This is a genomic window from Leclercia tamurae (genome assembly GCF_025566055.1).
GTDB classification, from domain to species: Bacteria; Pseudomonadota; Gammaproteobacteria; order Enterobacterales; family Enterobacteriaceae; genus Enterobacter; species Enterobacter tamurae.
In genome coordinates this window covers 81,531-105,658 of record NZ_JAMHKS010000066.1, presented here as the reverse complement: position 1 = coordinate 105,658, position 24,128 = coordinate 81,531, and the positions used below count along the sequence as shown (strand labels likewise).

The following is a 24,128-nucleotide window of genomic DNA, read 5'->3' as shown; positions in this document are numbered from 1 at the left end:
ATGGATTTAAACTTTAAAAAGCCTGATGAGATCGTCAAGTCATTATGTGAGCGGTTACGTCTGGAGCGCATTCGACGCCAGTTTACCCAGGCCGAACTGGCACAACGGGCTGGTGTAGGGGTGAACACGGTTTCAAATCTCGAGGCGGGGCGCAACGTCGGCTTTGAAGTCGTGGTGCGTGTGGCGATGGTGCTGGGTCTTGCCCGTGAACTGGAAAACCTGTTTATGCCGCAGCTGGAGAGCCTGGACGATCTTCGCCGCTTCGAAGCCAGCGCATCCCGCCAGCGTATACGGAAAAGGAGCCATGATGCCTGATCGCGTTGAGGTGTATTACGAGGGCTGGGGTGAACGCTGGTTATGGGGAACGCTGGCCACCACCACCGCACTGACCCGGCGGCCACTGATCTTCTTCGAATACAGCCAGCAGGCGCTGGAAAAAGGGTTTGAATTATCCGCGTTTACTCTTCCGCTGAAGGGCGACAAGCTGCGCCAAAATTTCCCCACTCACCAGTTAGGTTTGCCCGGCCCGGTATATGACTCCCTGCCTGACGGCTGGGGCATGCTGCTGATGGATCGTCTGTTCAGGCAGCGTGGCCTGAGTGCGGCCCGCATTGGTCCCCTTGAAAGGCTGACTTATATTGGCAGTAATGCGATGGGGGCGATGTCCTTTGTGCCTGTTCAGGCCGATCTCGCTGCGCCACAGAACGATATTCCGCTCACCCAGCTTGCAGAAGAGGTACGGGAGGTTCTGGAAGGCGAAGGCGGGGCGTTTCTGCACCGGCTGCTGCAAATGGGCGGCTCGCCACAGGGGGCGAGGCCGAAAGCTTTGCTGTATCGTGACACTGTCACCGGACGTTTCACCACCATCCCTGTTAAGGACTATGAGCCCTGGCTAATCAAGTTTCCTGCCCGGGATGAGCATGCCGAAGTGTGCGCCATTGAGATGGTGTATGCCCAGTGCTTGCGGGATTGCGGCATTGATACTCCGCAAACCGAATATTTTGACCTGCCGGGAGGCTATGCCGCTTTTGCCAGCAAGCGCTTCGATCGGCAAGCCGGGATGCGTGTGCCAATGCAAAGCCTGGCGGCATTTACCGGGGCGGATTACCGCGCACCGGGCTCACTGGATTACGCCACCTTTTTACGTGCCACGCAGGTCTGTACCAATGATGTGCGTGAGCAAGCCCGTGCTTTTGCCCGCATTGTCTTCAACGTCATTTTCAATAACCGCGACGACCATCCAAAAAACTTCGCTTATTTGATGTCCGCGGAGGGGACGTGGTCGCTGGCGCCTGCGTTTGATGTTACCTGGAACGAAGGTCCCGGCGGTTATCATCAGATGGACGTTATGGGCGAGGCGCTGAATATTAAGCAGCAGCATCTGCTGTGGTTGGGCACCCGGGAGGCGGAGCTCAGTGAATCGCAGGTAAATCAGCTTATCGCGCGTATTGCCAACGTCGCCAGTGGGTTCTCCGTTTATGCCGAAGCCTTGCTGCCAGGAAAAATCACCCCGGCAACACGACAGGCCATACAAAAGCAACTGGATGCAAACATCAGCCAGCTCCGCTAAACAGAGGAAGAGCGCAGCCGCATAAGCTACGCTTCAGCTAATGCTTATTAAATAAAAGGACTGCATGATGCTGCAAAAAATCAGCCTGATCTCTCTCGCCTGTTTGCTGTTTACCGGGTGTATGTCCAATGAGGGCACATCCCCCGAAGAGAAGACGTTTCGCAAAGTCGAGGCCGCGGCAAGCGAGTGCGCCGAAATTGTAAAAAACCAGACTATCGAACTCACCACCGAAGGACAGGATGCCAATACCCGCTGGACGACCATAGAATATGTGGTGCCTGGCCAGCATACCCGCACGGTGGAGTATCGCACCTCCTCGGTGCTGGATAACGGCGAGCCGGGCAAGGCGTGGCAGACCTGTATGTCGGACAAAAAAGCCCTGGTGCCTGAGCTGAAAATATAAACTTTTGACAGGAATAACCGGCAGCGATCCCAAGATCCCTGCCGGTTTTTTTTGCAGCACGGCCCGGCATACAATATACTAAATTACATTATATAAAATTATATATTGATGGATGCAAACCATGGCTGTGATGACAGATACTGATATTCAGGATGCAATGAAGCAGGCGGCGTCAGGTGCCGCGGAGATCTTACGCGGTTTGTCCAATGCGGACAGGCTGCTGTTGATGTGTCAGTTAAGTCAGGGGGAAGCGAGCGTCGCGCAACTAGAAGAGGCGGTGGGGATCCACCAGCCTACGCTCTCCCAGCAACTGGGGGTGCTACGCCGTTTAAAGCTGGTGGAGACCCGACGCACTGGCAAACAGATTTTCTACCGGATTGAGGATCCGCGGATCTTCGCGCTGCTCAATACCCTATATGACCTCTATTGCCCACAGGCAGGAGACAACCATGTCGATTGATTTTACTCACTTTACGCCGCTGAGCAGCCTCGGCGGCGGGTTGTTAATCGGGCTTGCCGCCATAATGCTGATTCACTTTTGTGGGCGCATCGCCGGGATCAGCGGCATTGTAGCGGGCATGCTGACGAAGCAGACCCGGAAAGAAGGGTGGCGGATCGCTTTTATAGCTGGCCTGATTAGCTCGCCGCTGCTGTTTGCGCTGTTTTTCCCGTTGCCGGACATTAACGTTCAGGCCTCCTGGCCGGTGATTATCGTGGCAGGTTTGCTGGTGGGCATTGGGACACGTCTCGGCTCGGGGTGTACCAGTGGGCATGGTATTTGCGGGCTGTCGCGCTTTTCGAAGCGATCCCTGGTCGCCACGCTGACCTTTATGGTTGTCGGCATTGTTACCGCAACGCTGACCGGTTTATGGCTGGGCTGAGGAAAATATGATGCTGGTGATTATGGCGTTTCTGTGTGGTCTGATTTTTGGCGCCGGCTTGCTGATTAGCGGTCTGGCGAATCCTGAAAAGGTGCTTGGTTTTCTGGATCTGTCTCAGGCCTGGGATCCCTCACTTGCCTTCGTGATGATTGGGGCGATTGCGGTGGGGATCATTGGCTTTGCGCTGGTGAAAGGCAGAAAAACGGCATTTTGCGGGGCGCCGATTCTGCTACCAGAGAATAACACCGTTGACCGCACACTGGTGGGGGGCGCGATCCTGTTTGGTCTGGGCTGGGGGCTGGCAGGCATTTGTCCCGGACCGTCGCTGATATTATTGGGTGCGGGCATCGGCAAGGGGTTGCTGTTTGTTTTATCCATGCTTGCCGGGATGTGGATCGTTACTCGGGTCCGGTCATCTTAAATTCGCGGATTAGCGGTATTTAACGATTAGAATTCCGGTGCCGGTGCCGGTGCCGGGAGGACTCCCTTTGGGAAAGGTAATATTGTACCTTAAAGCTGAATTTTGACCGTTTCTATACGAGAGACCCACTACCTGAAAGTTTCTCGTATCTTTTGGTGAATATCGATACGGCTCACAATTTAAGCGTTCTTAAAAAGATCTTTCTGGATTTTTGATCTTAATAGTATATGTTTTATCAAATTCCCCGCCTGTCGCTACATTAGTGCCAAACAATCCGCCTGATACTCGTACGGTGACGATCCCCGGCTTTACGGGTACTCCCTGAATCCTGACGCAATTGTGAGCTGGAGAATCATTACAATACCTTAAAGTTAATCCTGTATCGGATGGGGTTATTTCACCTACGAATCTTTCTTTCCCATTGGAATATAAAGATGATACAGCCCCACCATTTATATTTATTTCATTGGCATACGGCGATCCTACTATAGCATCGTTAAGTGAATTACCATCAGGAGTAACATCAGCATGTAAAGTGCATGCTGTTACTGTAAATGAAATAAAAATAACAGAAAGTATCCACATGGCTATTTTAATGGTTTGAAAACCATTCCTCCGAAGAATCTATTCATAAAAAATTGCAAATCTTTTTTTCGTTTAATCCAGTTGTCTGATTTTCCCCAAGAAAATAATTTTAAATTAACATGCCCATTATCATCCTGTGTTACAGAACCATCCCATACAATCCAGTGCGTAGGAAATGTCGTGTTGTTTGTACTACCTTCAAGCAGACCATCATTTATTAATGTCACGACTTTATAGCCTTGCTCTACATACTTATTTAAATCTCTGATTCCCTGGACGCCTGCCTGAGTGATTCCTACATTACTGAACACCTTTTCATAACCAGCCTTTTCAAACCATTCTGTCAGTATTTGCCACATTGTGATACCAGCCACTGGCGAATCAAGAGCATCAAAGTTCAGCATGGTATTCTCTGAATCCCTGAGCCCAGCCAGCGTCATCCAGTCAAGCCCTAAGATCCTTGGCTGACCTCCACTCGTATGAAACATACCTGAAGGATGTTTACACCCTTCGCCAGGGGAGATTGTCAGTGTACCTATTTTAGTCTTTCCGTACCGCCATAGTTCCCTGGCAGCTTGTACATATACATCAGGACGGTCCATTTGAACACAGTAAAAAAATGCAGCAGGTCCACATACACTTGCTCTATCCTGATAAGGGTAAGAGTAATGATAAAATCTTTCGTTTATCTCAGATTCAATTTTGTTTTTTTCAAACGGATCCTGTGGCGTTCCGATAGGATATTCTTTTGCTATAAATGGACGTTCCGGGATGGTGATTTTAATCTGCTTTGTTTCGCCACCCTGACTCTCAGGTTTCATTGTCCCTTTTGACTCAAAATAACAGGGGTTCTCCCGCTTAACCGGAGACCAGGCTTTATCTGATGCAAATTCTTCCAGCGTATACATTTTGGTGAACGGAACAGGCGTCACACAGTGCGTATGCAACATGGTTTTTCGGAAAAGCTTCATTTCCATAATATAAATGGTCGAGGGTGACTCATTTATTTTTCCGGTAACGTGGCTCTGTGTTTGATAATTGCCAAGAAACGGCTGTTGCTTCACATTTATCAACGGGTATTTATTCCTGCTGGAGTCCATGCGGTAAATACACAGGTCATACAGTAAAGAATCAGCCGGAACATTAGAATTTATACGGGTACTGAGGTGGTAAACAGCCATAATCAATCCTTTAATATATGCATGTTAATATTTTCAGCGGATTCAGCGTAATGCCAGTCTGTCATTCCCTGTTCATCAGTAACGCTCACCTCAGAGCGCCCATCCGGGAACATCAGTGTATAGCGGCATCCTGCCATTAACTGGCCGCTATCATCGGCGCACTGAAAACGAATACAGTTTCGGGCACTGGAATCCTGTGTCTGCTGTGCCGGCACTGGCGACTGGCTGGTATTACGCGAGGTCAGGGAGCCAGCCCCTGTGCTGGTAAACTGCGAGGTTGAACCGTAAACATAGTGATTGGGGCAATGACACAGTACCCTGTCACCCGTGGCTGCATATGCTTTACCTTTTTCGGCCCAGTCACATGCGGAGGCAAGAATTTTAAAATACCCTTTACAGTTGCTGCATGATGCCTCATCACCAGTCCGGGCTATTGCCCTGTCTCCTTCAAACCAGGACGCAGTTGCTGAAATGATTTCTCCGTAACTCGTTTTATCACCCAGGCAGGCCAGTGCTCTTGTCATTATCATTCCCTTAATAACTATGTGGACATAATCAAGGCATCATACAACAATCACAACTTAACTAAAATTATCCATTTCAACCTGAATGGCGTGGGCGTCAGGATATCGTTGCAGGCTATCAGCGGCTATGCGGTTTTCCGGCACGCATGACGACTAAACGGTATCCGCGGTGGGATCAAGTAATCTTGACTATCTGGATAATCATTTTCTGTATGTTGGCGATAACTTACAATTCCCGCCAACCAATCTGAATGAGCTTGAGCAAGTTGGGGATACTACGGGTGGTACGCCTTTTGCTTTACAGCTCGATTGCAATAGCGCTGTGGGGGTGAAGCTGCGCCTGAATGGGAATGAGTCCGCTGCAATTAAAGACAAAGGTGTTCTGAAAAACGATGCCCGTCATAACCGGACCCGCGGCATTGCGGATCAGCTGCTTTACCAGAATGCGCCAGTCATGTTTCACATAGAGATAGATATGGGCACTGCGGCAGAGATCCCTCTGCATGCGCGTTACTACCAGACGCAACACCGCGTGGCGGCTGGAGAGGTTAACGCGGTGGCGACTTATACGCTGACGTATTACTAAAGGTGAATAAGGTTTCTTAATCCACTTCTGGAATCACCAGTGAGGTGAGCACGTGGTCCTGCCAGACCCCATTGATCTTGAGATAAGAGGGCGCATACCCCTCTTTAACGAAGCCGAGACTGGCCAGGGTTTTACTGCTGCGCGCATTATCAGGTAGGTGGTTTGCCATAATCCGATGAAAGCGGTAATTAACCTGCACATAGCTCAGCGATTCCTTCAGCGCCTCATGCATCAGTCCTTGCCCCTGATAAGCGCGATCGAGCGAGAAGCCGAGATAGCACGCCTGGAAAACACCAAAGATAAAGTTGGTGAAATTGATGCTGCCGATTATTTTATTCTCGCCTTTTACCGTGAAAACCAGTTGCAGGCATTTTCTCGCGTTGTAATCGCTCTGCGCACTCTCAATTCGTTGAGATACGCTCTCCAGAGTGAAATATTCTTCATTGCGCAAGGGTTCAAAGGGCGCGAAATGCGATCGGTTTTCCCGCATGAAAAGCAGGAGGCTGTCTGCCAGATCGGACGTCAGCAGATAAACGTCCGTCCTTTCGGTGGAGAATAACTTCATGTCGCGCTCTCATTAACATTTTTTTCACATCTATTGTACTGATAATAACGTTGATTTCTAGCCCACCTGTGACCCAACCTACTAAAGTTAGGCTGGAAACTATGACCCGATTTGCCAGATGCTATGGCGTAGACATCCTGTTATCGAACTGTTCTGAAAAGAGAGTGCTATGAAATTATATGTGTATGAGCATTGCCCGTTCTGTATCCGCGCGCGAATGATCTTCGGTCTCAAAAAGGTGCCTTTTGAGCTGGGCGTGATCATGGAAGGGGATGCGGAGACGCCAACCCGCATGGTAGGTAAAAAGGTTGTGCCGATCCTGCAGAAAGAAGAGGGCGTATACATGCCGGAAAGCATGGATATCGTTCACTACGTTGACCAGCTTGATGGCGCGCCGGTTATTACCGGGGAGTGCAATCCGGTCATTGAAGCCTGGTGCAAAGAGAATACGCGTGCCGTATTCAATCTGGCGATCCCGCGTTTTACCCGCGCCGATTTTAAAGAACTCGCCACACCCGCCGCGCGCGAGGCCTATACTCAGCGCGAGATTAACGCCTTTGGCGATCTGGATACGTTGATGGCGAATAGCCAGACCTACATTGACACGCTGGTGGAAGAGCTCGGTAAAATCGAAGCGTATTTGCAGGCGCGACATCCTGTCAGTATCACCGATTTTTATCTCTTCCCGATCCTGAACTCGCTGACGATTGTGAAAGGCTTCCCGTACACAGAGGCGCTGCGCGGTTATCTGGACCATATCTCCACGGCCTGTAGCGTACCGCTGTTTACAGACAAAGCTTTATAACGGTAAGGGGGTATGCCCCCTTAAAAAATGGTCGTCCGATTTTCGGTTGTGAGGGATTCATCGAATCCCTTAGATTCACCCTGTACCTTATTACAGGAGAGAATCATGACCTTCGCTGAACTTCACCATCAACACACACCCTTAGTTATCGCTAATGTCTGGGATGCGACCAGTGCTATAGCGGCGCAACAGGCAGGTTATCAGGCTCTGGGGACGTCAAGTGCAGCCATCGCCGCGATGCTGGGTTACGAAGATGGAGAAGCAATGTCGTTTGACGAAATGCTCTATATTGTCACGCGGATCACGTCCGTCAGTAATCTGCCATTAAGTGTTGATGTTGAGGCTGGGTATGGCAGTAACGCGGATGAGATAGCAGAGCATCTTAAGCGTCTTGTGCAGGCGGGCGTGGTAGGGATAAACCTCGAGGACAGTAAAGTCGTTGACGGGGTCAGACGACTTGTTGACGCGCAGGCATTCTCCAGGACCTTAGAAGCGATTCGCACCCGGTTGAGCGCAGAGGATCTTCAGTTGTTTCTTAATATCCGTACCGATACCTACCTGCTCGCTCATGAGCACGCGTTGCAGGAAACGCTCTACCGGGGCCGGCTCTACAAAGCGGCGGGCGCAGATGGGATTTTTGTTCCATGCCTGACGTCAGAACAGGATATAGCGATGATTGCTAAGGAACTCAACCTGCCGTTGAATGTCATGTGCATGCCCGATCTCGCCACCTTCGGGAGACTGAAGCAAGCAGGAGTAAGCCGTATCTCAATGGGGAACGTTGTGCATTCGGCTATTCAGTTGCAGCTGAAGAATTTGCTGGAACGTATCCTGGCGCAGCAGTCATTTGCAGAGGTCTTTATTGATGAAAGTACGCGATAGTAAGCAGTGCGATCTCTGGTATCAGGCATTACTTGAACGTGATTCCGGGTATACGGGGGTATTTTATGTCGGCGTCAAAACGACAGGGGTATTCTGTATCGCGGTATGCCGGGCCCGTAAACCGAAACGTGAGAACGTTGAGTTTTATACAGATTTTAAATCTGCCCTGGATGCCGGGTATCGTCCCTGTAAAGTGTGTCGACCTACTGAAAATGCGCACAGTGCGCCGACGTTCATCGAACAGGCGCTTGAGCTTGTTCGCGCAGATCCTAAAACCCGGATAAGCGATACGGCGCTACGTAACCATGACATTAGCCCCGAGCGGGTGCGGCGCTGGTTTCTGCAAAATCACGGTATTACTTTTCAGGCATTTCAACGAATGCAGCGGGTTAATATTGCCCTGCAGGAGTTAAAAGGTGGACGTAACGCGACCGATGTCGCTTTTGACAGTGGTTACGAGTCATTAAGTGGTTTTGGCTATACCTGTAAACGTCTTACGGGCGTTGCGCCAACCGAACAGACCAGGGTGATCGTTATTCACCGTTTCACCACCACGCTTGGCCCCATGTTTGTGTGCGCCACGGAACAGGGAGTGTGTCTGCTGGAATTTACCGATCGTCGTATGCTGGAGACAGAGTTTCGCGATCTCCAGCGTCTGTTAAAGGCGAGGATCATGGCGGGGGAAAATAGTCATACCCGCCAGGCGGAAAGAGAGATACATGAGTACTTCTCCGGTACCCGGCAACATTTTGATCTTACGCTGGATGCCCCCGGCACCGATTTCCAGCGCGCCGTGTGGCAGGCGTTACGCGAGGTTCCTTACGGTCAGACATCCTATTATCAATCTCTTGCCGGGCAGATTGAAAAACCGGCTGCCGCACGCGCGGTGGCGGCGGCAAATGGCGCTAACCGGATAGCCATTGTGATTCCATGTCACCGGATTATCGGCAAAGAGGGGGCGATGACCGGTTATGGGGGAGGGATCGCACGCAAAGAGTGGCTTATTGATCATGAACGAAAGCAGCGTTCACTTTTTTGTCCTGCGGGCTGAAAAATACGGTAATGTATTTGTTAAATAAACAAATTCAGAACGCTATCCATGACACCTTTGCTATTCCATAAATATCACGGGCTCGGTAATGATTACCTGGTGTGCCACCGTTCAGTCGCAGAACAGCTGAGGACCGAGCAGATTCGTATCCTATGCCATCGCCATTATGGTGTAGGCTCTGACGGTCTGCTTATTGACAGTGGGGATCTACATCAGCCCACCTTACGCATCATCAATCCGGACGGTTCAGAAGCCGAGAAAAGCGGTAACGGTCTGCGCATCTATGCTCGCTATCTTTTCGATATCGGCCGCGTCGGACACGAGTCGTTTTTAGTGCACACCGCAGGTGGGGATGTACATTGCCGGGTCCATGACGATCCGCATCAGATCACGGTGGAGATGGGGCAGGCGAATTTCAGTCCAGCGGCACTGCCCGCGCTGATTGACCAACCCGAAGTGCTGAATTATCCCTTAAAGCTGGCGGATGAAACTATCCTGGTATCGCTGGTCTCGATGGGCAATCCACACTGTGTTGTGCTGGTGGATAAGCTCGATCTGGCGCTGGTTCACCGCTTAGGGCCGCAAATAGAAAATCATCCCGTGTTCCCTAAACGCACCAACGTCCAGCTGGTGGAGGTCGTCGATCGCACTACGCTGCGTATTGGTATCTGGGAGCGGGGTGCCGGTTTTACGATGGCATCCGGCAGCAGCAGCTGTGCAGCAGCCAGCGTTATGCGCAAATTAGACCGGGTCAATAATCGGGTCAGCGTGAATATGCCCGGAGGGCAGCTGCAAATCACCTTCGATGACAATTTTCAGGTCAGCATGTCTGGCCCGGTGCATAAAATTGCCAGCCTGACGCTGGACGAAGACTGTTTTGCTGGTGGGAAGGTCGCCAGCTGATTTTGCGTCTTCTCAGACTGGCAGCCTGCAACGGGTTGCCGGTCGTTTTTAGGATTAACTACCGCGTTCCACAGCCTGATTCATCCTTTCCCTTATATTTCTCTACGACCAATAGGCCTCACATCATAAGCTGGCAAATTATACATTTCGTTAACATTTATATTGCAGTGGCTGCTTAATAATTTTATTACTATTTAGGTGGTTACATTTAGCATCACTCCAATATGTTAATAAAAATAATTATCAGGATAACTTATGACGACAAAACCTGCCGCTGAAGTGAGTGCGGCACCGGGTCTGTTTCAGACGCTAAAAACCTTCCCGGCAACTGTCTATGCGCTGCTTTTTTTTACCTTCATTGTTCGCTTTAGCTATTTCATGGCATGGCCGTTTATCGCGGTGATCATGACGCAGAATTACCATATGTCGCCGATTGCCATTGGCGTGGCGATGACCAGCAGTGCGCTGTTATCGGTGGCGCTCGGCATGTATGGCGGGCAGATTTCGGACAGGTTAGGGCGCCGGATCATTCTTCTGCTGGGCTGTGGCTTTTCTGCCGTAGGCTATATCACCCTGGCGCAGGCCACCGGGATGGGGCTGTTTATTACCGGCCTGATGATCATCGGCGTGTGCTTTGCGTGGGTTGATCCCCCGGTGCGTGCTCTGATGAGCGATCTGCTTGGCGATCGCCGCCGCCGTGCACTTGCTCTACAAATGCGTTACTACCTGATCAACGTCGCGGCGGTATTTGGTCCGCTGGTCGGGATAGTTTTTGGCCTGACATCCCAGAAGGGGACGTTCTTGATCACCGGGCTGACCTATCTGCCGTTTTTTGTCTACGTGCTGCTGTTTATCCCGGCGGGTAAACTGCTGGCGGAACAGCAGGGGGCCAGCGTCCCGGCGATTAAGCTGCATCAGGTGATGGGCATCATTGCCAGGGACAAAATCTATATTGCGGCACTGCTGTGCAGCATTCTATGCAGCATTGTTTTTATCCACTACGAAGCTGTATTACCACAATACCTGATGTTACTTGACGGCAACGCGGCGGTTAAATTGATAACCCTGATACTGGTGACCAATGCCTGTACCGTGCTGGTGTTTCAGAGTTTTATTATGCGGTTTTTGGCGCAGATCAACCTGCCAAAACGCATTCTGCTGGGTGGCGCCATTTTTGCTTTGTCGCAGCTCTGCATGTTTGCCACGCGTTCGACAGAAGTCTGGCCATGGCTGACGGTCACCGTCGTATTTAGCATGGGGGAAGCAATTCTGATGCCGAACCTGAACATTCTGCTCGATCAGCTGGCACCGGCTGAGCATCGCGGTGCTTATCTGGGGGCTTCAACATTGACGACGCTGGGGGTAGCTCTCGGGCCGTTGATCGGTGGCGTGATGCTGGCCAGGACCGGAGCGGGGGTATTTATCAGCACCGCATTACTGAGTCTGCTACTGTGCGCAATTATTTATGCCTGCCGGGTCACGATATTGGTGCGTTTGCAGGATTGATAGTGATGATAGCTAGCGTGGAAAATAAAGCCTGAGGATCCTCAGGCTTTATTTTAATGTGAGCGCTGTCTTCGTCGGATGTATAACCATACGAAGGCCAACGTGAATAATGGAATTCCATGGAAAATAATAATGACCACTGAGGGGGTTAACCAGATATAGAAGGGCGCCACTATCAACATTCCAACACCAAAACCTGTCATTTGTAAGAGCGTGATCAAGCTAAAAATAGGTAGCCTTAAAGATTCAACTTCACTTTGGATGCGTGAGATGAGGCTAACATCCGCAAGTCCATCTCCAGTGCCTGCGAAGAAAATAAAGAATAATGCCAGAGAGACGGCGTTCTGTTGGAACGTTAAAATAAACCCCAGCGACATTAATGCCACACCATAAAAGAATAAACGCTCAGTTCGTATCCCTCGCTTAAGCAAAAGATAATTTGCCGCTCTTGCACCTGCAAATTTCCCACCGGCCCAGACTGCCAGCAGAAGACCCATCGTTTTTCCTGGCGATTCAGACGTCAGAAGCTCTGAAATGACAGGAAACCCTACGTTATGGGCAGCACTGCCGAGAGTATCAGCCATAGTTACCAGCAACATGCCTGCCATCAGCGGTGCTGTTTTAAGCCCTTTAACAAGATTACTCCATTCTTTACGCTGATTTTTCTTCTCTACGCCAGCCGGGGTAACCAGAAAGCGTAAGGGCAGAATAGATAAACCCGCAAGGAGGTAAGTGAGAATATTGGTGATAAATACCAGCTCATAACCGTTCGCAGCCAGCAAAATACCCGACACCATACTACCCATAACCGCACCGGTCGCAGATGCTGACGTTAACCAGGCATTAGTCGCAACCCGGCGGGAATCATCCACCCAGTATGGCAACTGGCTGTTTAGCCCAATTGCAAACATCGAATTGCCTATGCCAATTCCCAGAGCGATAAAAGGCAAAAGATAGATTTGTACGGAATAAGGGAAAATTAATAATGATGCCAGCAGCGCCGCGCGAAGAACATCCAGTATTACCAGGGGCAGGCGTCCGGTGAAACGTCTGAAATAAGGGACGCCAAACAGGCTGGCTAAAATTCCGCCGGTAACGCGACAGGCCAGAAAAATACTCACTTGCATCACACTTTGGCTTAGCACGTATACATAGGTGGATAATGCCACCATGTTTAAAAAAGCGCCGAAATCAGAGATAAAGCGGGCGGAAATGATCAGCCAGCCATTTCTGGTAGACCGGTTAATTATTTCTTCATCCGGGTGCGCATCAGTCATACAGTTATCCTTTGCGGAAACGACAGGTGATCAGCAACAAGTATCATAGTCTGTAGCGTAATTTCACACAGCCTACAAAATAAAGAAAAGACGCGACCGGACGGTATCCTGGGCCAGATGAACATCGAGCTGTTTTGGGGGGCAGAATTCCTCAATGGAAAATCCTGGTGACTGACATCTTAAGCCTTCTTAGTCCTGAGCAGACAGGACTATTTCGCGGTTATAAACATTAGTGCGCATAATGTATATTATGTTAAATGTGATATTTGGGTCGATAATGTCCTGTCCCATATCCACACGCAGACTAACCAATACGTTTAAATCGCAGACTTCCCTCTCCGCTCTTTAGTTTTAGTCAGGCAAGTTGAAGCAAGTGTGTGGCAATTCCCCATCTGACCGCGATGCACTTCTCATTAATAAGATCGAAAACGGAGTAACTCGCGTTGGGTTGAGCATATCGCGGGAAATTGTCGGCAACCCCTTCTTTAAGAATCGCAATAACGCCCTGACTGACATGCCCGTGAGACACAATACAGACTGTTTGATGATGTGATGTTGCTTCCAGGCTATGTAAAAAATGCATAACCCGCTGAGAAGCATGCGCGAGAGACTCCCCACCAGGTGGACAATACTCTGCATCAAGTTCGAATAATGCATTTGCATCGTTTGGGTGATTTCGTATCAGCAGCTCTGATGACATTCCTTCAAACTGACCAAATGCCTGTTCTTTAAGAGCAGGTTCCGCCGTCAATGAGCAGCGAAAGCGCTCAGCCAGGCGCTGGCCCATTTGCCATGCTCGCCCAAGCGGAGATGCGTAAACACAATCCACGCCGTAATCACTTGCTGCAAGCGCAGCCAGTAAGGCCGATGTTTCGCGCAAACCCCGCCCGGTCAATGTGCTATCGGTGTGCCCCTGAATAATTCCTCGCTCATTCCACTCTGTTTCCGCGTGTCGAACAAGTATCACTTTCATCGTTAGAGCGCCATACGCGTTATTGAATGACATTCAACATAAGATAAATGGGATGCGTCTTTCAACGTGCTACCCTCATTTATAATGTCTCCACCCTGCCCCGATTTCATGTATGCGCCTTCAACACCGTCTCCAGCCACTGCGTAAAAGCTCGTACTTTGGGGGAAATATGCCGGTGCGGATAAAGCAACGATAACTGTCGTGCCGGAACCGGATGACCGGGCAACACTTCAACCAGACGCCCGTCATTGATATACGGACGTAAAAAGAAATCCATGCCCTGCAGCAAGCCCAGCCCGGCCAGACCCGCCGCAATATAGACTTCGGAGTTATCCAGCACCAGTTTCCCCGGCAGATTAAGTTCCTCGATGCCTGACGTCGACTGAAATACCCACGGCATAATTTGTCGGCTGTTAACGTTGAACCAGTTCACGCCCTGATGATTCTGCAGGTCGTCCAGCGTTTCCGGTACACCATACTCCGCCAGGTATGCCGGGCTGGCGCAGGTCACCAGTTTTATCTTACCCAGCGATCGCGCTACATAATCACCTTCATCCAGCGGACCGACGCGTACGATGCAGTCCAGGCCATCGCGCAGCATATCTTTACGCCGATCGGAGCTGCTAAGCACCACTTCAATCCCGGGATAATGGCGATAGAAATCCGCCAGTTTTGGCACAACCAGTAGCGCGGCAATCGACACGGGCATATCCACCCGAAGCTGGCCACACAATGAACGCCCCGCGACGAAAGAACCCAATAAATTATCGGTTTGTTCCAGCAATGGCTTACTGCTGCGGTAAAACTCTTCCCCTTCGGGTGTCAGGCTGATGCGCCGGGTCGTACGGTGTAACAAGCGTACGCCCGTATGCTGCTCCAGTTGTTTGATGGCTCTGGTCACTGCGGGCCGGTGGATTTGCAGGTTTTCTGCGGTCTGGGAAAAACTGCCTGACTCAACGATCTCAACAAAGATCCGCATCAGTTCGTAAACGTTGATTTGCATAGCGCGCACTTTTGCCGTGGTGGATAACGCCCTTATTGTTACTGATTTTGTAAAAGTGATGAAGCATATTCGCTATTTTTTAGAACAAATTCGGCGCGTAAACTAACGCTATTCCGGTTAGAAACCGTCTTAGTTAAAGGAATCGTCTTATGAAAAATCAACGAGTTAGTCAGATTCTGGGTATTGAAAAAAACGTCATTCAGGGGCCTTTGTCGTGGCTGACGGATGCCCGCCTGGTGGCGGCAGTCAGTAACGCCGGTGGCTTGGGTGTACTCGGGCCAAATGCCGGATTAACGGCCGAAACGGCGGTCTCAACACCGGAAGCGACCGCCGAGAAAATGCGCGAAGAAATCCGCAAAACCAAAATGCTCACCGAGAAACCATTCGGCGTGAACCTGATCCCGACGGCAGAAAATGACATCTGGACACCTTCCATCGTTAAGGTCATTAAAGAGGAAGCGGTGCATGCAGTCGTCTACACCGGCTACGGGGAAGGTTCCATTATCCCTGCCCTGTTTGATGAGCTGAAAACCGCAGGGATCAAAATCATCTACCGGGATATCAACCCTTCCCTGGAAAACACCCGGGACGCGGAAGCCGCTGGCGCCGATATTATTGTGGCGACAGGATTTGATGAAGGTGGAACCTTGCCTGGCGTTGCATTAGGCACTTTCTCTATCGTGCCGCTGATCGCTGACGCGGTGAAAAACATCCCGGTCATAGCCGCAGGTGGAATTACCGATAGCCGAACCGCCAGAGCCGCGCATGCCCTGGGCGCGCAGGGTGTGTTTGCCGGTTCGGTATTTATCAGCACGCTTGAAAGCCGCGTGCCGCAGTCAGTGAAAGAAAAAATTATCGCCGCTAATGGGCTGGATATGCGCCTGTTCCGCACACTGCCGGATTACTACCGTTCGTTGCCGGGCAAACTGGCCGACAAACTGGTGGCGCTGGATAAATCTGGCGCTAGCAAGGAAGAGCTGGCGAAGGTGATGGGCGGATTACGTGGTCTGCGTCTGGGTATGCTTGAAGGCAATACTGACGAGGGCTATATCTCCCTTGGCACGGGCATTGGCAGCATTCGCAGCATGAAAAGCGTTGCTGAGGTCGTCGCTGAACTGCACGTTTAATGTCTGCCGCGCCGAATCGAAAAATTGCGATTCGGTGCGCGGATTCACTGTCCCACCGTCCGACACACCGCAATCACCTTCTCTCTCAGCCAGCGATGGCCGGGATCGTTTTCCATTCTGGGATGCCACATCTGCGAAACCGTGATGGTCCGGGTTTTGAAGGGCAGCTCAAAAACATGCAGTTGCTCTGTCATGTGCGGGTTTTGCAGATAGAGCGCCGGCACCATGGCGACAAGATCGGACGCCAGCGCCACGGATAATGCTGTCGGAAAGCCGGGCACCACGCTGGCAATCTTACGCGTCATCCCTGCCTCTGCCAGCACATCGTCCACAAACCCGTGTAACGATCCGTCGGGCGCGGCCACCACATGGCCCCAGGAGACATAGTCGTTGAGGCCGATGCTGGGTAACGACGCCAGCGGATGCGTCTTACGAACCGCGCCCACAAACCTGTCCTGAAACAGTCTCTGGAGACGAATTTCCGGGCCCATATTGCTCTGCACGCCAATCTCCAGATCCACCAGGCCCTCGCGCAGATAGCGGGACGTTTTTTCAGGCTTCGGCGCAAAGCGGATGCAGACGTCAGGCGCCACTTCAGCCACGGCGGCAATCAGCGCCGGGCCAAACGCGACGACAAATCCATCATTGGCTCTGATAGTGAAAAACCGCGCCAGATTTTTCACGTTGAGCGTTTCCATGGAAGGTTGCAGCACCGCCCTCGCCTCATGCACCGCGTTCCGGGCGCGATCCCGGGACGCTTCAGCCCAGGGCGTCAACACCATATTGCGTCCTGCCCGCACGAGGATCGGATCCCCCGTTACCTCCCGTAGCCTGCTGAGCGTGCGGCTCATGGCTGATGTGCTCAGGTTTAAACGCCGCGCTGCCCCTGCAACGCTGGCCTCTGCCAGCAGAATGTCGAGCGCGACGAGCAAGTTAAAATCAGGATCGGACATGAGAACCTCTGAGCTTAGATAAGGCGTTCGGTGCAATGATTAAGTGTAAACGCTGCATCTTCCGCACTCTATACCCCAGGAATATAGTTTCTTCATCTCAACACCCTCGAGGAATCCAGATGATGATGCTATTTTCAAACCAACCCGGTGACGAAGGGCTGCCAGGCCAGGCGCGCGCCCGGGTTATGATCGCGGTCATGATCACCACGCTGATGGGGGTATTCGATGGCACGATGATCAATATTGCCCTGCCCTCAATGGCCCAAGCCATGCAGGTGCCCGCGGGTTACGCCGTCTGGTTCGCCAACGGGTATCTGCTTTCTGCGGCCATGACGTTGCTTATTTTCGCCGCGCTCGCGGCCCGCTACGGAACGCGCCCTGTTTTTCTGGCGGGCCTGGCGACATTTACCCTGACATCACTGGGCTGCGCGCTGGCAACAACGCCGGAGATGCTCATCGGAATGCGTATTTTGCAGGGGATCGGCGGCGCTGCCACACTGAGTATCGCCCCAGCGATCCTGCGTTCCGTCTTTCCGGGGCGACTGCTCGGGCGCGTTCTGGGTCTGCATGCCCTGCTAATTGCGTCCAGTACGGCGATCGCCCCCGTGCTGGGCGGCACCATCCTCGATATCCTGAGCTGGCAGTGGCTGTTTGCCATTAATCTGATTCCGGGAACCCTCGCGCTGGTGCTGGCAGGCAAGGCATTACCGGGAAACGTCACGTCCGGCCTGGCTGGGTTCGATTTACCCGGAGCAGTGCTGTCGGCGACGCTTCTGGGTTCAACGATCATGATGGCCAACAGCTTTTCCCGCTCTCACGAGGCGCTCTGCTGGGGGCTCCTCGCCCTGGGCTGCACAGTTGTGTTTATCTGGCATATCCGCCGCGTCCGCGCGCCGTTACTGCCGCCCGCCATTTTCTACAATGGGCGTTTTACCCTCGCCGCCTTAACATCGCTGGCCTCTTTTATCAGCCAGGGCATCACTTTCATCGCGTTGCCTTTCCAGTTTCAGACTGTGTATGGCTACAGCCCTGTTGTGTCCGCACTGCTGTTTATCCCCTGGCCGATCGGCATCGTGCTGATTGCCCCTCATGCGGGCCGTTGGGCCGATACGTTTTCTGCGCCGCTGATCTCCACCCTTGGGCTGGTTATTTTTGTCGTCGGGTTGATCCTGCTGGCGACGCTGCCCGCCACGCCTGCCATGTGGGATATCTGCTTACGTAGCCTGGTGTGCGGGATTGGGTTCGGCTGTTTCCAAAGCCCCAACAACCGGGAGATGCTGGCGAATGTTTCCCGGGAGTATGCCAGCTATGCCTCCGGGATCTTGTCCATCGCGCGGACGTTTGGGCAATGCCTGGGCGCTGCGGTGGTCGGGATCCTGCTGGCCGTTATGTCGACTGAAGCCGTTAATATTGCCCTGTGGATCGCCGTCGCCGCCTCTGTCGCATCGGTGTTGTTCAGCCTGAGCCGACTGCGCAAATCGCTGAACTACTCATTTGGAGGCAATCGCTAATTATCTCAACTAGACTTCTAAGCGGCTGTACGTCGTCACGTATCGGCTCAGCCACTTCACTCAGGTTTTTTCACTCCCCGAGAGGTCTACCATGTCATTTGTCACCACAAAAGATAATGTCAGTATCTTCTATAAAGATTGGGGCCCCAAAGATGCACAACCTATCTTCTTCCATCACGGCTGGCCATTAAGCGCGGATGACTGGGATAACCAGTTACTGTTCTTTTTAGCGGAAGGTTTCCGGGTCATCGCCTCCGACCGTCGTGGTCATGGCCGTTCCGATCAGGTCAGCGACGGCCATGATATGGACCATTACGCCGCCGATGTTGCCGCCGTGGTTAAACATCTGGATCTGCACAACGTGGTACATGTCGGCCACTCCACCGGCGGTGGCCAGGTCGCGCGTTATGTGGCGCAATACGGCCAACCGCAGGGCCGGGTGGCGAAAGCCGTATTGATCAGCGCCGTACCGCCATTGATGGTAAAAACGCCGGACAATCCGGGCGGCACGCCGCTCGAAGTGTTCGATGGATTCCGTCAAGCGCTGGCGGCAAACCGGGCGCAGTTCTATCTCGACGTGGCGACAGGTCCGTTCTACGGCTTTAACCGTGACGGGGCTGAAATTTCGCAGGGCACCATCCAGAACTGGTGGCGACAAGGGATGATTGGTAGCGCGAAGGCGCACTATGAAGGCATTAAAGCGTTTTCAGAAACGGATCAGACCGCCGATCTGAAAGCGATAACCCTTCCGGTGCTTATTTTGCAGGGGGATGACGATCAGGTTGTGCCTTATAAGAACGCCAGCCTGCTCCAGGATGAACTTATCAGCAACAGCACACTGAAAGTCTATCCGGGATATCCGCACGGGATGCACACCACACATCCAGACACCATCAACAAAGATTTACTGGAATTTATTCGCAGCTGATAACTTAAAAACGGGTGGCCTGGGCCACCCGTTCCGGGAGCTTACAGGGAGGCTTTTAACCGCGCCACGGCTTCTTTCAGGTTCTCATCCGTGACGCTGACGTAAGACATACGCAGCGTGGCATGATCCGGCTCGTTGCAGTAGAAGAATTCCCCAGGCACATAGACCACGCCGTTGTTCAGCGTCTTTTTCAGCCACTCCGTGGTGTTCATCTCGTATTTGAATTTCGCCCACAGGAACATGCCGCCCATCGGTTTATGGAAGGTCAGATGATCGCTCAGTTCACTTTCTACGTGCTGACACAGGATCTGGCATTTGTGTTTATAGGCTTCGCGGATCAGGTCGATTTGCCCGGCCAGGCGGCCACTCTCCAGATAGTGCCAGGTCAGCGACTGCGATAATGAGCTGGTATGCAGGTCGGTCGCCTGCTTGAGGATCACCACCTGACGCTTTATCCAGTCCGGCAGCACTAACCAGCCAACCCTTGCGCCCGGCGCGAGGATTTTGGAAAAGGTGGAGGTGTAAATGACGTTATCACTGCAGCCCATCTCTGCCCCCCAAGCTTTCAGTGGCGTGAAGGTCTTATCGGTGAAGTTGATTTCACCGTAGGGATCGTCCTCGATGATGACGAAATCGTAGCGCTGGGATAATTCCACCAGTTGCTTACGACGCTGCTCTGCCAGGGTGACGCCGCCCGGGTTACCGAACGTTGGCACAATATAGACGGCTTTGACGCGCGTGGTCTTAACCAGCGCTTCCAGCTCATCGATAATCATCCCTTCGCCGTCGGTCCCTACCGACATCAGGTTAGCTTCCGCTAACTGCAGAACCTGCAGCGCAGCAAGATAAGTCGGGCGTTCGACGACCACGATGTCGCCCGGGTTAATCAGCGCCCGCGCCAGAATATCCAGCGACTGCTGGGAGCCGGAGGTCACCACCACGTCGTCCACGCCGCAGTTAATCCCCCTGCCGCTCAGCAGCTGACAGATGGCACCGCGCAGCTCCGGGCTGCCCTCGCTCAAACCGTACTGAAACGCCTCTTTCCAGGTGCTGGAGAGCACCTTCTCCATAGCCAGTTCCAGCCCTTCACGATCGAAAAGATCCGGGTTGGGAATGCCCCCGCCGAGTGAAATCACCCCTTCCATCTTGCTGTGTTTTAATAATTCTCTGATCGCCGATGACTGGAGGTTTTGTACTTTGTGGGCAATTTTGTTCTGCGACATCTTTTATTATCCTGGTTTGTTGTATCCCAGTTTAAGTATCACATGTAGAACGTTTTAACCAGCCGAAGAGACCGGAGCCCGCAGGCTCCGGCAGTGGGATCAGAACTCGATACGGGCGCCAACGTTATAGCGGCGACCTTCCAGCATTGAAGACTGGTTGTAAGAGGTGCGGTAGATCGGGTTCACATCAAACAGGTTATAGATGCCGGTCATCAGCGTCACGTTCTTGTTCAGATGATAACGCGCGCCCAGGTCGACCAGCGCGTAGGCGTCCGTTTCGCTGGATTTGCCAATGTCCGGGGAACTGCTGCGCCAGCTGGCTTTGGTCCACAGCTCGAGATCATTCACCGCGTTCCAGGTCAGGGAGACGTTGGCCATACTTTCCGGGAAATCGCTCAGGGCATAGCCTTTATACTCCCCGCTCTGCTGTTCGCTGTGCGTGTACGTATAGTTGGCGTTGGCTTTCAGGGAAGCGGTAACCTGCCAGTCGCCGTTCAGCTCCAGACCGTAGATCTCCGCATCGCTGACGTTGGCGTACTGGAAGACGGTATCGGCGACATATCCGTTATAGGTACACTTCTGCGTGTCCGACGCGGTACAAATGAGATGGTCGCTGATTTTGTTCTTGAATTTGGTGTAGAAAAGCGTCGCGTCCAGCGCCAGCGCCTCCTGCTGCCAGTACAGGCCCAGCTCGGTATTGACGCTCTCCTCCGGTTTCAGATCGTCATTCCCGATACCGATTTCCGAGTAAGGATAAGCCCCGTACACGCTGGTAAAGCCTTCGTTATTCTGGCGCAGATCCGGTTTCTTATAGCCGGCAGAGACGCCGCCCTTCAGCGCCCAGCTTTCATCGATGGTCCAGTTGCCGTAGAGCTTAGGTGTGACGTGGTAACCGAAATAGCTGTCGTGATCCAGACGCGCCGAGGTGGTCAGAGTGAAGTCCGGGACCATCATCCAGGCATCTTCAGCAAACACCGCCCAGCCGTCGCGCGTAATTTCACTCACCGGCGTAACCCCAGGGGCTTCTTTATCCTTAATGCCGAACTCATCGTCCAGTTCGTTACGGGTAAAGTTCACGCCCAGCGTCAGCTTGTGATCGCCCAGCGTAAAGGTATTGGCGCTGTTGGCCTCGTAGTTTTTCTGGGTAATAAACTGCGATGACATCCCCGGGACGCGGTACTCAGTTTTGGCTTTTTCGTAGCTGACGAAGTTCTTCACTTCCAGGATATCGCCATACCAGGCATGTTGCGACAGCGACGCGGCATCGCGATCAAAGCCCCAGTACCACTGCTTGTCGTTATGGCTCTTCTCCTGGTTGCCTTTGGTGGCATTCAGATCCCAGAGTTGGGTATCGGTCGGCGACATGGAGATGGTCGCGTCCAGATTCCCGGACTGATGCTTCACAAAGCGTTCATCGTTGATGCTGTCATCATCGCGGCGATCGAGATAATCGGCAGCCACACTCACCCCGAGCTTGCCCGGGATCACCGGCCCCATTAAAAAGAGGTTGGTCTGATTGGTATTGCCGTATTCACTCTTCTCCTGCAGGAAGTAGTTATCCTCCAGAACCCCGGTCCACCTCTCCAGGTTATAGGCTTTTTTGGTAATGACGTTTACTACACCTCCGATAGAGTCAGAGCCATACAGGGAGGACATCGGCCCGCGGATCACCTCGATTCGCTCGATGGCGGAAAGCGGCGGCATAAAGGCAGCTTCGGTGCCGATATGGTGTCCATACGGGCGAGATTCGCGGGTGGCCTGTTTGATACCGTTCACCATGTACGAGGTATACGTAGAGTCCATCCCGCGCATCTGCACATCGCCGGTCGCCAGGCTGCCGTGACCGTTACCGACCAGCACGCCCGGCATTTCGCGCAGAGCCTCGGTAACGTTCTGATTCGAGCGAGTGTTCAGCTCTTTTTCATTCACCACGGAGATTGTCGCTGGTGCTTCGCGGCGTTCCTGGCTAAAACCGGTCGCGGTCACCACCAGTTCATCTTCGTTAACAGCGGTGTTTTCTGCGGCGAAAACGGCCACCGGCAGGTTAGCCAGGGCGAGCGAAACCGCCACGGCCATGCGTGTTTGCTTTATCACAACAGGATCCTTAGAACTGAGTTAAATCAATCTTGAGCACGTAATCAGCGTTTTTTGCTTTCTCATCCTGCTTGACGCTGGCGTAGAGCGTGCGGGCATCGGCAGAAAGCGCGAGGCTGTTTGGCATCGCCGCGGTTTTGATGGTGTGTTTCAGGCGGTTGTGGGTCGCGTCGATCACGCTAATCTGACGATCGTTGCGATGGGTGACATAGACTTCGTCGCGCGCGGCGTTGTAGAGCACGGCAACGGAATTAGGTGTCGGGACACGGTGCAGGAGTTTGCCGGAATCCAGCTCCACAACCAGCACATCTTTGGTGTTGGTGTCCGCGATATACCCCACCCCTTTCGCGGTGTTGAGCGCGATGTTGAGGAAGTAATGTTCCGGATCGGCAGGATCGACTTTTACGCGAGCAAGCGGCTGCGAGGTTTTGCCATCCAGGGTGATCAGCTCCCCGGCGCCGGAGACAACGTAAACCTTGTCGCCTGCCTCATCCACGGCAAAACCGACGGGCTCCAGTTTTTCCAGCGTCTGGTCCAGAGCCTGCTTGTGCGTATCCACGACCCACAGCAAACCTTTACCTTTGCGGCCAATCCCGGAGACGTAAAGACGCTGATGCTTCTTATCCAGCACCACCTCCCGAACGTGGGCTTTTTTATTCGGATCTGAATCGTCGCTCAGTTGGATCGTTTTGATGACCTTATTATTACGCGTATCGAGCAGCGTGACCGACCCTTCCAGGGCATTGCCCAGATAGAGAATGTGCTGCTCCTGATCCAGCGCGACGGCAAAGGTGCGACGTTCGGTCGGGATCTGGTGCTCAATGTTCAGCGTGGATGCCGCCAGCTGGAAGACCAGCCCTGCCGTCTTGTCTTTATCAAACGAGGGTGCAGAGGCGGCATAGAGTGCGTTCTGGCCTTTATCATAGGCAAGCTCATAGACTCCCGGTCCCAGCGGCTGGACGAGAAAATCCTTTTCGGTGAAGTCTTTAGCGAATAGCGAGCCAGAGTGCATAGCCAGGCAAATGGCGAGGGCACACAGGGTTTTGTTCTTTACGGCAGAGGCGTTTTTCATGTCATTATTCTTTACAGTTGCTTACGTAAAGAAAAATGATAATGAAAATAAATATCATTTACAATTGTAAATATATCTCAATTGCCTACCATTTTTGGTACCGA

26 protein-coding genes are annotated in these 24,128 nt (G+C 52.4%); 15 read left to right on the top strand and 11 right to left on the bottom strand.

Annotation, left to right across the window (positions count from 1 at the left end; translation table 11 throughout):
• The 6 genes from M8318_RS05220 (at nucleotide 1) to M8318_RS05195 (ending at nucleotide 3,275) form a co-directional block, all read left to right on the top strand.
• Nucleotides 1-315 carry a helix-turn-helix domain-containing protein gene (locus M8318_RS05220; RefSeq protein WP_269468308.1) on the top strand — a complete coding sequence of 105 codons (315 nt, stop codon included), beginning with the start codon at nucleotides 1-3 and terminating at the stop codon, nucleotides 313-315.
• Complete coding sequence (locus M8318_RS05215; protein WP_262661226.1) at nucleotides 308-1,570, top strand: type II toxin-antitoxin system HipA family toxin; 1,263 nt, start codon at nucleotides 308-310, stop codon at nucleotides 1,568-1,570. The genes M8318_RS05220 and M8318_RS05215 overlap by 8 nt, the downstream gene beginning before the upstream one ends.
• Nucleotides 1,571-1,634: 64 nt before the next feature.
• On the top strand, nucleotides 1,635-1,973 hold the full coding sequence (locus M8318_RS05210; RefSeq protein WP_262661225.1) for a hypothetical protein: 339 nt from the start codon (nucleotides 1,635-1,637) through the stop codon (nucleotides 1,971-1,973).
• Nucleotides 1,974-2,094: 121 nt separating this feature from the next.
• Nucleotides 2,095-2,433: an ArsR/SmtB family transcription factor gene (locus M8318_RS05205; protein ID WP_262661224.1), complete on the top strand. Its 339-nt coding sequence runs from the start codon at nucleotides 2,095-2,097 to the stop codon at nucleotides 2,431-2,433.
• The gene (locus tag M8318_RS05200) at nucleotides 2,423-2,854 is read left to right on the top strand and encodes a YeeE/YedE family protein (RefSeq protein ID WP_262661223.1); all 432 of its coding nucleotides are present in this window, start codon (nucleotides 2,423-2,425) and stop codon (nucleotides 2,852-2,854) included. The genes M8318_RS05205 and M8318_RS05200 overlap by 11 nt, the downstream gene beginning before the upstream one ends.
• A gap of 10 nt (nucleotides 2,855-2,864) precedes the next feature.
• On the top strand, nucleotides 2,865-3,275 hold the full coding sequence (locus M8318_RS05195; RefSeq protein ID WP_262661251.1) for a DUF6691 family protein: 411 nt from the start codon (nucleotides 2,865-2,867) through the stop codon (nucleotides 3,273-3,275).
• A 189-nt stretch (nucleotides 3,276-3,464) separates the two neighbouring features.
• Here the strand turns inward: M8318_RS05195 and M8318_RS05190 are convergent, their stop codons facing one another.
• The 3 genes from M8318_RS05190 to M8318_RS05180 are packed head-to-tail and all read right to left on the bottom strand — an operon-like array spanning nucleotide 3,465 to nucleotide 5,565.
• Nucleotides 3,465-3,860 carry a hypothetical protein gene (locus M8318_RS05190; RefSeq protein ID WP_262661222.1) on the bottom strand — a complete coding sequence of 132 codons (396 nt, stop codon included), beginning with the start codon at nucleotides 3,858-3,860 and terminating at the stop codon, nucleotides 3,465-3,467.
• 2 nt (nucleotides 3,861-3,862) lie between these two features.
• Nucleotides 3,863-5,041, bottom strand: coding sequence for a hypothetical protein (locus M8318_RS05185; RefSeq protein ID WP_262661221.1), 1,179 nt, complete (start codon nucleotides 5,039-5,041; stop codon nucleotides 3,863-3,865).
• Between the two features lie 2 nt (nucleotides 5,042-5,043).
• The gene (locus M8318_RS05180; protein ID WP_262661220.1) at nucleotides 5,044-5,565 is read right to left on the bottom strand and encodes a PAAR domain-containing protein; all 522 of its coding nucleotides are present in this window, start codon (nucleotides 5,563-5,565) and stop codon (nucleotides 5,044-5,046) included.
• Nucleotides 5,566-5,734: 169 nt separating this feature from the next.
• Here M8318_RS05180 and M8318_RS05175 point away from each other — a divergent pair, with 169 nt between their 5' ends.
• Nucleotides 5,735-6,151 carry a fimbrial protein gene (locus M8318_RS05175; RefSeq protein WP_262661219.1) on the top strand — a complete coding sequence of 139 codons (417 nt, stop codon included), beginning with the start codon at nucleotides 5,735-5,737 and terminating at the stop codon, nucleotides 6,149-6,151.
• 16 nt (nucleotides 6,152-6,167) lie between these two features.
• Here the strand turns inward: M8318_RS05175 and M8318_RS05170 are convergent, their stop codons facing one another.
• On the bottom strand, nucleotides 6,168-6,716 hold the full coding sequence (locus M8318_RS05170) for a GNAT family N-acetyltransferase (protein WP_262661218.1): 549 nt from the start codon (nucleotides 6,714-6,716) through the stop codon (nucleotides 6,168-6,170).
• Nucleotides 6,717-6,885: 169 nt separating this feature from the next.
• Here M8318_RS05170 and grxB point away from each other — a divergent pair, with 169 nt between their 5' ends.
• From grxB to M8318_RS05145, 5 genes are all read left to right on the top strand, one after another.
• Complete coding sequence (gene grxB / locus M8318_RS05165; protein ID WP_262661217.1) at nucleotides 6,886-7,521, top strand: glutaredoxin 2; 636 nt, start codon at nucleotides 6,886-6,888, stop codon at nucleotides 7,519-7,521.
• Nucleotides 7,522-7,626: 105 nt separating this feature from the next.
• Nucleotides 7,627-8,403 (top strand): isocitrate lyase/PEP mutase family protein, encoded by a 777-nt coding sequence (locus M8318_RS05160; RefSeq protein ID WP_262661216.1) that lies wholly within the window; start codon nucleotides 7,627-7,629, stop codon nucleotides 8,401-8,403.
• A complete protein-coding gene (locus tag M8318_RS05155) occupies nucleotides 8,387-9,454 on the top strand; it encodes a bifunctional transcriptional activator/DNA repair enzyme AdaA (protein ID WP_262661215.1) in 1,068 nt (355 codons plus the stop codon). The genes M8318_RS05160 and M8318_RS05155 overlap by 17 nt, the downstream gene beginning before the upstream one ends.
• Nucleotides 9,455-9,502: 48 nt before the next feature.
• Nucleotides 9,503-10,357, top strand: coding sequence for a diaminopimelate epimerase (gene dapF / locus M8318_RS05150; RefSeq protein ID WP_262661214.1), 855 nt, complete (start codon nucleotides 9,503-9,505; stop codon nucleotides 10,355-10,357).
• Between the two features lie 255 nt (nucleotides 10,358-10,612).
• A complete protein-coding gene (locus M8318_RS05145) occupies nucleotides 10,613-11,863 on the top strand; it encodes an MFS transporter (RefSeq protein ID WP_262661213.1) in 1,251 nt (416 codons plus the stop codon).
• A gap of 53 nt (nucleotides 11,864-11,916) precedes the next feature.
• On the opposite strand, the gene M8318_RS05140 is transcribed toward M8318_RS05145, so the two are convergent.
• From M8318_RS05140 to M8318_RS05130, 3 genes are all read right to left on the bottom strand, one after another.
• Entirely contained in the window at nucleotides 11,917-13,140 is a 1,224-nt protein-coding gene (locus M8318_RS05140; protein ID WP_262661212.1) for an MFS transporter, read from the bottom strand.
• Between the two features lie 355 nt (nucleotides 13,141-13,495).
• Complete coding sequence (locus M8318_RS05135; RefSeq protein WP_262661211.1) at nucleotides 13,496-14,113, bottom strand: histidine phosphatase family protein; 618 nt, start codon at nucleotides 14,111-14,113, stop codon at nucleotides 13,496-13,498.
• A gap of 106 nt (nucleotides 14,114-14,219) precedes the next feature.
• Entirely contained in the window at nucleotides 14,220-15,116 is an 897-nt protein-coding gene (locus M8318_RS05130) for a LysR family transcriptional regulator (protein WP_262661210.1), read from the bottom strand.
• A 149-nt stretch (nucleotides 15,117-15,265) separates the two neighbouring features.
• Here M8318_RS05130 and M8318_RS05125 point away from each other — a divergent pair, with 149 nt between their 5' ends.
• A complete protein-coding gene (locus tag M8318_RS05125; RefSeq protein ID WP_262661209.1) occupies nucleotides 15,266-16,243 on the top strand; it encodes an NAD(P)H-dependent flavin oxidoreductase in 978 nt (325 codons plus the stop codon).
• Between the two features lie 44 nt (nucleotides 16,244-16,287).
• On the opposite strand, the gene M8318_RS05120 is transcribed toward M8318_RS05125, so the two are convergent.
• Nucleotides 16,288-17,196, bottom strand: coding sequence for a LysR family transcriptional regulator (locus M8318_RS05120; RefSeq protein WP_262661208.1), 909 nt, complete (start codon nucleotides 17,194-17,196; stop codon nucleotides 16,288-16,290).
• Nucleotides 17,197-17,318: 122 nt separating this feature from the next.
• Here M8318_RS05120 and M8318_RS05115 point away from each other — a divergent pair, with 122 nt between their 5' ends.
• Entirely contained in the window at nucleotides 17,319-18,707 is a 1,389-nt protein-coding gene (locus tag M8318_RS05115; RefSeq protein WP_262661207.1) for an MFS transporter, read from the top strand.
• 91 nt (nucleotides 18,708-18,798) lie between these two features.
• Entirely contained in the window at nucleotides 18,799-19,635 is an 837-nt protein-coding gene (locus M8318_RS05110; RefSeq protein ID WP_262661206.1) for an alpha/beta fold hydrolase, read from the top strand.
• A 41-nt stretch (nucleotides 19,636-19,676) separates the two neighbouring features.
• On the opposite strand, the gene M8318_RS05105 is transcribed toward M8318_RS05110, so the two are convergent.
• From M8318_RS05105 to yncE, 3 genes are all read right to left on the bottom strand, one after another.
• Nucleotides 19,677-20,858 carry an aminotransferase-like domain-containing protein gene (locus M8318_RS05105; protein ID WP_262661205.1) on the bottom strand — a complete coding sequence of 394 codons (1,182 nt, stop codon included), beginning with the start codon at nucleotides 20,856-20,858 and terminating at the stop codon, nucleotides 19,677-19,679.
• A gap of 99 nt (nucleotides 20,859-20,957) precedes the next feature.
• Nucleotides 20,958-22,952 carry a TonB-dependent receptor domain-containing protein gene (locus M8318_RS05100; RefSeq protein WP_262661204.1) on the bottom strand — a complete coding sequence of 665 codons (1,995 nt, stop codon included), beginning with the start codon at nucleotides 22,950-22,952 and terminating at the stop codon, nucleotides 20,958-20,960.
• Between the two features lie 10 nt (nucleotides 22,953-22,962).
• Nucleotides 22,963-24,024, bottom strand: coding sequence for a 7-bladed beta-propeller protein YncE (yncE, locus tag M8318_RS05095; RefSeq protein ID WP_262661203.1), 1,062 nt, complete (start codon nucleotides 24,022-24,024; stop codon nucleotides 22,963-22,965).
• Nucleotides 24,025-24,128 lie beyond the last annotated feature (104 nt).

Excerpts from the sequence above, each read along its gene's own strand:
- M8318_RS05200 (WP_262661223.1), top strand. The coding sequence starts at position 2,423 with ATGTCGATTGATTTTACTCACTTTACGCCGCTGAGCAGCCTCGGCGGC.
- M8318_RS05130 (WP_262661210.1), bottom strand. The coding sequence starts at position 15,116 with ATGCAAATCAACGTTTACGAACTGATGCGGATCTTTGTTGAGATCGTT.
- M8318_RS05190 (WP_262661222.1), bottom strand. The coding sequence starts at position 3,860 with ATGTGGATACTTTCTGTTATTTTTATTTCATTTACAGTAACAGCATGC.
- grxB (WP_262661217.1), top strand. The coding sequence starts at position 6,886 with ATGAAATTATATGTGTATGAGCATTGCCCGTTCTGTATCCGCGCGCGA.
- M8318_RS05205 (WP_262661224.1), top strand. The coding sequence starts at position 2,095 with ATGGCTGTGATGACAGATACTGATATTCAGGATGCAATGAAGCAGGCG.
- M8318_RS05105 (WP_262661205.1), bottom strand. The coding sequence starts at position 20,858 with ATGTCGCAGAACAAAATTGCCCACAAAGTACAAAACCTCCAGTCATCG.
- M8318_RS05140 (WP_262661212.1), bottom strand. The coding sequence starts at position 13,140 with ATGACTGATGCGCACCCGGATGAAGAAATAATTAACCGGTCTACCAGA.
- M8318_RS05210 (WP_262661225.1), top strand. The coding sequence starts at position 1,635 with ATGATGCTGCAAAAAATCAGCCTGATCTCTCTCGCCTGTTTGCTGTTT.
- M8318_RS05155 (WP_262661215.1), top strand. The coding sequence starts at position 8,387 with ATGAAAGTACGCGATAGTAAGCAGTGCGATCTCTGGTATCAGGCATTA.
- M8318_RS05195 (WP_262661251.1), top strand. The coding sequence starts at position 2,865 with ATGCTGGTGATTATGGCGTTTCTGTGTGGTCTGATTTTTGGCGCCGGC.
- M8318_RS05220 (WP_269468308.1), top strand. The coding sequence starts at position 1 with ATGGATTTAAACTTTAAAAAGCCTGATGAGATCGTCAAGTCATTATGT.
- M8318_RS05160 (WP_262661216.1), top strand. The coding sequence starts at position 7,627 with ATGACCTTCGCTGAACTTCACCATCAACACACACCCTTAGTTATCGCT.
- M8318_RS05185 (WP_262661221.1), bottom strand. The coding sequence starts at position 5,041 with ATGGCTGTTTACCACCTCAGTACCCGTATAAATTCTAATGTTCCGGCT.
- M8318_RS05115 (WP_262661207.1), top strand. The coding sequence starts at position 17,319 with ATGATGCTATTTTCAAACCAACCCGGTGACGAAGGGCTGCCAGGCCAG.
- dapF (WP_262661214.1), top strand. The coding sequence starts at position 9,503 with ATGACACCTTTGCTATTCCATAAATATCACGGGCTCGGTAATGATTAC.
- M8318_RS05170 (WP_262661218.1), bottom strand. The coding sequence starts at position 6,716 with ATGAAGTTATTCTCCACCGAAAGGACGGACGTTTATCTGCTGACGTCC.
- M8318_RS05120 (WP_262661208.1), bottom strand. The coding sequence starts at position 17,196 with ATGTCCGATCCTGATTTTAACTTGCTCGTCGCGCTCGACATTCTGCTG.
- M8318_RS05110 (WP_262661206.1), top strand. The coding sequence starts at position 18,799 with ATGTCATTTGTCACCACAAAAGATAATGTCAGTATCTTCTATAAAGAT.
- M8318_RS05180 (WP_262661220.1), bottom strand. The coding sequence starts at position 5,565 with ATGACAAGAGCACTGGCCTGCCTGGGTGATAAAACGAGTTACGGAGAA.
- yncE (WP_262661203.1), bottom strand. The coding sequence starts at position 24,024 with ATGAAAAACGCCTCTGCCGTAAAGAACAAAACCCTGTGTGCCCTCGCC.
- M8318_RS05215 (WP_262661226.1), top strand. The coding sequence starts at position 308 with ATGCCTGATCGCGTTGAGGTGTATTACGAGGGCTGGGGTGAACGCTGG.
- M8318_RS05145 (WP_262661213.1), top strand. The coding sequence starts at position 10,613 with ATGACGACAAAACCTGCCGCTGAAGTGAGTGCGGCACCGGGTCTGTTT.
- M8318_RS05125 (WP_262661209.1), top strand. The coding sequence starts at position 15,266 with ATGAAAAATCAACGAGTTAGTCAGATTCTGGGTATTGAAAAAAACGTC.
- M8318_RS05135 (WP_262661211.1), bottom strand. The coding sequence starts at position 14,113 with ATGAAAGTGATACTTGTTCGACACGCGGAAACAGAGTGGAATGAGCGA.